We start from the raw sequence: 6639 nt of genomic DNA, 5'->3' as shown, positions 1-6639 counted from the left end.
CCCGCTCGTCCGTGAACTGGCCGCGGCCGGCGCCCCCGTGCGGGTGCCGGCCGCGGTGACGTGCAGGGTGCTGGGGATCTCCCGGCAGGCCTACTACCAGTGGTGCGCTGCCCCGGTCTGTCAGCGGGACTTCGACGACGCGCATCTGATCAACGCCGCGCTCGAGATCCATGCCGACGATCCGGCCGATGGGTACCGGTTCATCGCTGACGAACTCGCCCGCCGCGGGTTCACTGCCTCGGAGAACCGGGTGTGGCGGATCTGCTCGATGCAGAAGATCTTCTCGCTGCACGCCAGGAAGAAAGGCCGTTCCCGCCAGGCGGGGCCGCCGGTGCACGACGACCTCGTGCGCCGGGACTTCACCGCCGCCGCGCCGAATACCAAGTGGCTGACCGATATCACCGAGCATCCCACCGGTGAGGGCAAGCTGTACTTGTGTGCGGTCAAGGACTGCTACTCCAACAAGATCGTCGGATACTCCATCGCCTCGCACATGCGGGCCTCACTCGCCGTCAGCGCGCTGCGCAACGCGATCGCGCTGCGCGACCCGCACGACGTCGTGGTCCACTCCGACCGCGGAGCCCAGTTCCGATCGGCGGCCTACCAGCGCCTGCTGCGCGGTCATGGGCTGACCGGGTCGATGGGTCGGGTCGGTGCGTGTGGTGACAATGCTGCGATGGAGTCGTTCTTTTCGTTGCTGCAGAAGAACGTTCTCGATACCCGCCGGTGGCGCACGCGGGAGGAGCTCCGGTTGGCGATCGTGTCCTGGATCGAGACGAAGTATCACCGCAAACGCCGCCAACGCGCCCTGGGCAAGCTCACCCCGGTCGAGTTTGAGACCATCTACACGGCCACGTCAGCGGCCTGAGAAACAGTCAGCTCCGGTGTCAACCGAAGTCTGGGCAGACCCTACTGCCATGGCAGCCTCTTGCGAATCACGCCGTCCAGCACCGCGGCCGCGACGAAGATCCACAGCAGCTTGACCTCCCAGCCACCGGCGTGCTCGAACGTGCCGTCCACCAGCACGAACACGACCACCCCCACAACGCAGGCGGCCGTCAGGACACGCAGCCACAGGCCCGCGGCGCCCAGCCGGGCACGCAACGACCACGCGCCGGCGAGCACGATCACACCGAGCAGGACCGGCAGAACATAGGTTCGAGGATCGGCTCGTAGCCCACCGAACTCGGTCGTCCAGAACCGGAAGAGCCCTTCTCCCCATATGTCTCGGTGCACCCGGTTAGCTGCGCGAGCGCCGAAGGGAGCCCGCCTGCGAGCGTGATCATGCCGAAATACAGCACCGGTGCCGCACCGAGCACGAGGACGTCGACGACCGTACGGCGCCACCACCGGGTGTTCATGGGCCGCTGCGCCGGGTGAAAGAACAGGATTAGCAGCGCGACCGGCACGGAAAACATGAAGCTCTGTTTGACGATGACCGCGAATCCCAGGCAGAACAGACCGAGCCGGCGGCGCCACCGGGACCCCGACCGCAGGCCGGTGTCGAGAAGCCACCAGCCGACCGCGATCAAGAAGACACCGTCCACGGTGTGCCACGCCATCGTCGGATACGCGTTGAGGCTGATCAGCGCTGCGGCGAAGACCAGGCACAGCCGGAGCGGGCCCCAGCCCAGCGGAGACGTCCCGGTCAGCAACGCCACCAGAGCGAAAGTGGCGATGGTGAGCTGCACCATCATCACCCAGCTGGAACCGATCATCAGCGGCGCCGGTACCAAGTAGTCGACCAGGTGCAGGTACGCCGAACCGAACGGCCTCGGGCCCAGAACGTCGATCTGCGGGAGCTCGCCATGCAGGCTCCGCCAACTCTGCGCCAGGATCAAACCCTGATCACTAGGGTTGAACCCGAACCGGCCGATCCTGGCGACGACGGCGGCGCTCAGCAGGCAGATCCCACTGACCAGCACGATCGCGCGTGGCCACCGCTTCCGCGCGACCGGACGGGACCCGCCGTGCCGCTCACTTCGACAACATCGGTCACCAATGAGACCTCCATGATCGAGATCGACCGACAGCGCTGTTCTCATACTCGACCGGTCGCTGCATGCCACAGACGTGTGGCGGTGTCGCCCGCCATCTAAGTCGACACCCCAATTCCACCACTAGTCTGCCGCGTTCCTCTTTCGAGTGAAATGATGGAACACCAACCCAACCGGCCGCAGCGCGTGATCTGGCGGCGTGTCGTGGGCATGAAGAGGGCCACCGCGTGATCGACTTCAAGGTGTGTTGGAACTCAAAGAAGACACGGTGGCCGCGTAATGGACAGTAGCCGATGATCGCCTGGCCCTACTGGCGGCAGGCAGCGACTGCCGCACTTCTATCGCCGGGACGCCGACGTGGCGCGCGACGACCTCCGCTCTCATGTGCTGGACAACCTCGGTGACCCGGGCGCGACCGTGGCGGCCGATGAGGCGGGTTTCCGAAGAAGGGAAGCAAATCCGCCGTTGCGCAGCGGCAGTAGTGCGGTCACTGCCGGGCGGATCGAGAACTGCCGGCTCGGAGTGTTCTTGACCCGTGTCTCGGTCAACGGGCTGGCATTGATTGACCGCGAACTCTACCTCCCGGCGTCGTGGACCGGCGATCGGGAACGCCGCGCGGAAGCCGGTTACGACTTCGAGTGGTTCACCGCCAATGAGGCCTACGACGACAACTCCAGCCTGCGCGACTGGGGCGAACTGACCGGACTCAACTAGCAAACCCTCCGAGCCGGCTTACTACATCTGCCACAGCGCCTATCCCATGCCTGTCACCGAACTCGTCCGCGTCGCCGGTATCCCGGTGGGCGATTGAATGCTCGCCGCCGCGTTCCTCGCCTTCGCCACCCACGCCATTGCGGAGCAGCTAGTACCCTTATCCTGCAACGAAATCAGAAGACTCTGGTCTACCTTCACCGACCCCGCCCACCCTGAAGCACACTAACAGCGACAACGCACCAAACATCGGCATCCCCGACATGCACACATGGCGGACCAGTGTGGCGCAAGCCGATCCGGCACGGAACGACTGCGCCACCGAGCCGTCCTGTGACGGAGCCGTCCACGGGTTGGGCGGTGCACGGGCCCGCTCTCAAGGTCTCGGCCTCGACAATCATCAACTGCGCGTCGAACTCGAAGCAGCCGGCGACCTGTTCGAGCGGATCGATCAGTACGCTCCAGCCCTGGCAATCGTCGAGGTCCCGCTGACAGACTTCGACGAATTCCCTGTCATCCGCGAACTCCGACGTTCGCGTGGCTTCCTGCCGGGGCCCCGTGCACGCCCCGTCTTAACGCGAGTTGGCTCGATCTGGCATCGCGGCATGGCTACCTAAGGGGGCACTCAAATTGATCGAACCTGCTCGTCACCAGCCACCGGCAGTCGACTTGCAAAATTGCTAAACTGCTTAGATGCTTGAGGTAGGTCGTGCCCCGGTCGCCGCAAAGGAGAGTTCGTGTGAGTCTCGATCGGCCGTCGTCGGAGACTGATCCCCAGCGGGTGGCCGTGGTGTCCGACGGAAGTGCGTTACCGCTGGGTGCCGATGTGAGTGCCGTGCTGGGCACGGACGCGACGTTGATCGGCGGCCTGGTCGGCGCGGCGGCGGTTCCCAGGGTGATCCTCGCCGATACTCCCGAGGGTCTCGCGGCCGGGGTGCGCGCGTTGCCTGCCGACGTCGGTGCGGTGTTGCTGGCCCATGTCGATGCACGCCGGGCTCACCGTGTCACGCATGAGCTGCAGGTCCAGGAAGTCCGTCCCACGGTGTCGGAGCACGACGTCAACGCCGTGGTGCTTGCTGCGGTTGCGCTGAAGTCGATGGCTTTCGACGGTCGGCGGCCGCGGCACTGCCGGGTGGTGCTGGCCGGTGCGGCGGAGTTGCCGATGCTGCCGGCGATCCTGACGGCCGGCGGCGTCGGTGACCTCTCCACGTGGAATCCGTCGGACTCCGCGGTTATTCCGCCGCACACCGTGCTGGACGGCGCGGACCTGGTGATCGACCTGGTCGGTGAGCCGTCACCGGCCCTGGGTTACCGCAGCGCCGGGCTTTCCGCGATCACCCGTGAGGACGCGCACGTCGCGCCGTTCGTCAGCGCCGGTCTGCTGCGCGCGGCCACGCTCTCCGCGGGACTGAACTTCGACGCCGAGGTGTTCGCCGCGTGCGCGCGGGAGCTGGCACCGTCCCTGCCGCGCGATCGGCCGATCGCGCGAGGGCAGGGTTTGAGGTTGACCGAGTTGGTCTCCGACATCGCGACAGGGGTGCACCGCAACCGACGCCGTCGTTGACGGGTCGTGCGCTCCGGCGCTTCACCCGGCAAGGTGCGTCGTCAAGTTCGTCACCATTGCCGCCCAGCAGTCGGGGCGGGCGGCTTTCACCGGGAATGTGCTGGCCGGAGGACGTCCACGGCAGCCTGGGCGACGCGGCTGACGAGGTCGGGATCGGACAGTTCCGGGAGCGCGCGGTCGACCGGCACCATGGTGGCCAGCGCCTGAGCACACGCGCGGTGCACCTCGACATGGCGGGCCGGATCGCCGGCCCATCCCGGGGTCGGCACATCCCACAGCGCCCGCAGCAGCCCAGGCAACGCCAGCAGGTGCGCGACGGGGTCGCGGGGTCTCCCGACCGTCTTCGGCACTGCGTCGCCGAAGGCTGGGTGGATCGCGTCCGCGGCGCCTGCCAGATCGATCACGATGCTGGTGTTGCGGGCGATGCCGGATAGCGGGTATCCGAGTGCGTCGGCCCTCGTCAAGGAGGCGATATCGCCGACGCCGGCCGCCATCAGCAGCAGGGGAAGCAGGGGGACGGTGTCCGCACCGGCCACGACCACCCGGGCGTCGAACGGCGCGATTTCGGCCCGGCGCAACGCCGCCAGTACCTGTGTGGCGAGGGCGATGCCGTGGGTGTCTTCTTCGGTGACGACCGGGATCCTCTCGCTGCGCCCCAGGTCGCTTTGGACGGTGCGGGCGCGCACGGGATCGGTCCGGGCCAGGAACACCGCCGTCGCGCCGGTCGGCAATGCCCGTACGGCCGCGGCGAGTTCCCCGGCGTCGCGAGCGGTGACCGCGACCGGGAACGGGTTCAGGAACGTGTGCGCTTGCAGCAACCGGACATCGACGCCGAGCGCGTCGAACACGTCACCCGGATCGTTGCCCTCGGTTGCGGAAAGGCCGCTCCCGTCGCTGACGATGGCCAGCCCGGCCGCGCCTGCCGATCGTCTCACGGCGAGTTCTCGAGGGCGGCGCGATCCTCGTCCAAGGCCGCACCGACCGCAGGCTGCACGAGCGCCGCGGTATCAACGTCGTGACGCGCGGCCAGCTCGAGCAGTTCCGCCAACCGGACCCGGTGGAGGTACGCCTCGTACGGATGCCCCGCCGCCGTGGCCGCGATGGTGGCGTCCTGCGCCTCCCCGATCCCCCGACGCAACTCGCTCGCGAACTCACTCATCAGCCCCGGCCTCCCGCCCAGCCCGTTCGAGACCTATAGAACCTACCATGTTCACAGTTAAGGAATTACGCAACTCCTGCACTCGGGTCGTGGGCCCCACTCCAGGACACGGATCCGCGCGTGGCGCTCGAGCGGGCGGGGCTGTCGACTCGCCCTCGCCAGCCGGACCCGGCCCGAGTCAGGCGCGACAACGGTGATGTCCGCGCCCGGGTGGGCGTGCTCGGCGAGCAGCGGCCGGGCCCGCAGATGGTCGGCCGGGCCGTCGAAGAACCTTCGGATCTGCGCGGTGCGCAGGTGGAACCGCGAGCGGGGCAGGACGGAGGACCGCAGTTCACACGGCCCCGCCGGCAGTGGTCGTCAGGACGTGTTCTGCCGGGTGCGGAACAACTGGGTGACCGAGTCGGTCACCCGATGGGTCAGCGCCCGGGCCTTCCCGTGCGACACCGGCCAACCGGCGCCGGCAGCGGCTAGCGCCAGCGCTGCAGTGTGGTAGGTCTCGACGTCAAACCACGCACCGGCCGAGGTGCGCAGGGCGGCCCGCAGCAACCCGGCAGCGGCGCACGGCGCCGTGTACGCGTCGCCGCGGGTGATCACGATCATCCCGAGGTCGTGCTCGGCCGCGGCCCAGCCGGGAAGGCCACCGACCAGGTCGAGCACCGCGTGCGCGCCGGACACCACGTTCCGCAGGGGGAGCCTCCCGGCATCGGCCGGATTCCAGAGGGTGAGGTCCGCGAAGCCCGCGGCGACCAGCAGCGGGGCCAGGATCGGCAGCTCCCGGGCACCGGCGAGGACGACGCGACCGCACTGGAGGCCCCCTGACCGCCGGCCGTGTCCGGTCACCGCGCCCAGCAGCGCCGCGGTGAGGGCGATCGCGGTCGCGTCCTGGTCGGTCACCACCGGCCGCGCGCCCCCGGCGCGCAACTCCTTCTGGGCCGCGCGGGTCCGGCCAGGGTCGGCGTGGGTCAGCAGGACCGCCCCGGCATCCGGGGGCAACGCACGAACACCGGCGACGAGCTGGGCCGCGTCCGTGGCGTCGAGGGTCACTGGGCGTACCGGGACCTGCGCGAGCCCGCCGAGGTGTCTCGCGAATTCCTGCACGATCAGGTCGACGGCCACGCCGCTGCCGCGCAGGGCGCTGCCGTCGGAGACCACCGCGGCCCACCCGGACTCCTCACCGGTGCCCGGCTCGTGCTTGCCACTCGTCATCG

General features: G+C 68.5%; 9 protein-coding genes and 1 pseudogene. 4 read left to right on the top strand and 6 right to left on the bottom strand.

Annotated features, from left to right (window positions below):
- A partial coding sequence (locus G3I65_RS09750; protein WP_160695799.1) for an IS3 family transposase occupies nucleotides 1-868 on the top strand: 868 nt, incomplete at its 5' end.
- Nucleotides 869-909: 41 nt separating this feature from the next.
- Here G3I65_RS09750 and G3I65_RS57165 read toward each other — a convergent pair.
- On the bottom strand, nucleotides 910-1131 hold the full coding sequence (locus tag G3I65_RS57165; protein ID WP_239070939.1) for a hypothetical protein: 222 nt from the start codon (nucleotides 1129-1131) through the stop codon (nucleotides 910-912).
- On the bottom strand, nucleotides 1128-1925 hold the full coding sequence (locus G3I65_RS09745; protein WP_239070937.1) for a hypothetical protein: 798 nt from the start codon (nucleotides 1923-1925) through the stop codon (nucleotides 1128-1130). The genes G3I65_RS57165 and G3I65_RS09745 overlap by 4 nt, the downstream gene beginning before the upstream one ends.
- 399 nt (nucleotides 1926-2324) lie before the next feature.
- On the opposite strand from G3I65_RS09745, the gene G3I65_RS09740 reads away from it, so the two are divergent.
- The 3 genes from G3I65_RS09740 (at nucleotide 2325) to G3I65_RS09730 (ending at nucleotide 4272) form a co-directional block, all read left to right on the top strand.
- A complete protein-coding gene (locus tag G3I65_RS09740) occupies nucleotides 2325-2711 on the top strand; it encodes a transposase (protein ID WP_255481892.1) in 387 nt (128 codons plus the stop codon).
- Nucleotides 2712-2992: 281 nt separating this feature from the next.
- The gene (locus G3I65_RS09735; RefSeq protein WP_160695797.1) at nucleotides 2993-3325 is read left to right on the top strand and encodes a hypothetical protein; all 333 of its coding nucleotides are present in this window, start codon (nucleotides 2993-2995) and stop codon (nucleotides 3323-3325) included.
- Between the two features lie 218 nt (nucleotides 3326-3543).
- Nucleotides 3544-4272, top strand: a complete 729-nt coding sequence (locus tag G3I65_RS09730; protein ID WP_160695796.1) for a hypothetical protein — start codon at nucleotides 3544-3546, stop codon at nucleotides 4270-4272.
- An 86-nt stretch (nucleotides 4273-4358) separates the two neighbouring features.
- Here G3I65_RS09730 and G3I65_RS09725 read toward each other — a convergent pair whose 3' ends face one another.
- The 4 genes and pseudogenes from G3I65_RS09725 to G3I65_RS09715 all read right to left on the bottom strand — a co-directional run bounded on the left by G3I65_RS09725 (nucleotide 4359) and on the right by G3I65_RS09715 (nucleotide 6637).
- Nucleotides 4359-5207 (bottom strand): hypothetical protein, encoded by an 849-nt coding sequence (locus G3I65_RS09725; protein ID WP_160695795.1) that lies wholly within the window; start codon nucleotides 5205-5207, stop codon nucleotides 4359-4361.
- On the bottom strand, nucleotides 5204-5431 hold the full coding sequence (locus G3I65_RS09720; protein WP_239070935.1) for a hypothetical protein: 228 nt from the start codon (nucleotides 5429-5431) through the stop codon (nucleotides 5204-5206). The genes G3I65_RS09725 and G3I65_RS09720 overlap by 4 nt, the downstream gene beginning before the upstream one ends.
- Before the next feature lie 156 nt (nucleotides 5432-5587).
- Nucleotides 5588-5725: pseudogene (locus G3I65_RS57160) on the bottom strand (ribose-phosphate diphosphokinase); the annotation flags it as partial.
- 63 nt (nucleotides 5726-5788) lie between these two features.
- The gene (locus G3I65_RS09715; RefSeq protein WP_160695794.1) at nucleotides 5789-6637 is read right to left on the bottom strand and encodes a hypothetical protein; all 849 of its coding nucleotides are present in this window, start codon (nucleotides 6635-6637) and stop codon (nucleotides 5789-5791) included.
- Nucleotides 6638-6639: the final 2 nt, after the last annotated feature.

This window comes from Amycolatopsis sp. SID8362, assembly GCF_010550475.1.
Classification (GTDB): Bacteria; Actinomycetota; Actinomycetes; order Mycobacteriales; family Pseudonocardiaceae; genus Amycolatopsis; species Amycolatopsis eburnea.
The sequence above is the reverse complement of the archived record's forward strand: the minus strand, read 5'-3'. Positions and strand labels throughout refer to the sequence as shown.

Coding starts and splice junctions, on each gene's coding strand:
- G3I65_RS09720 (WP_239070935.1), bottom strand. CDS start 5,431: ATGAGTGAGTTCGCGAGCGAGTTGCGTCGGGGGATCGGGGAGGCGCAG.
- G3I65_RS09715 (WP_160695794.1), bottom strand. CDS start 6,637: ATGACGAGTGGCAAGCACGAGCCGGGCACCGGTGAGGAGTCCGGGTGG.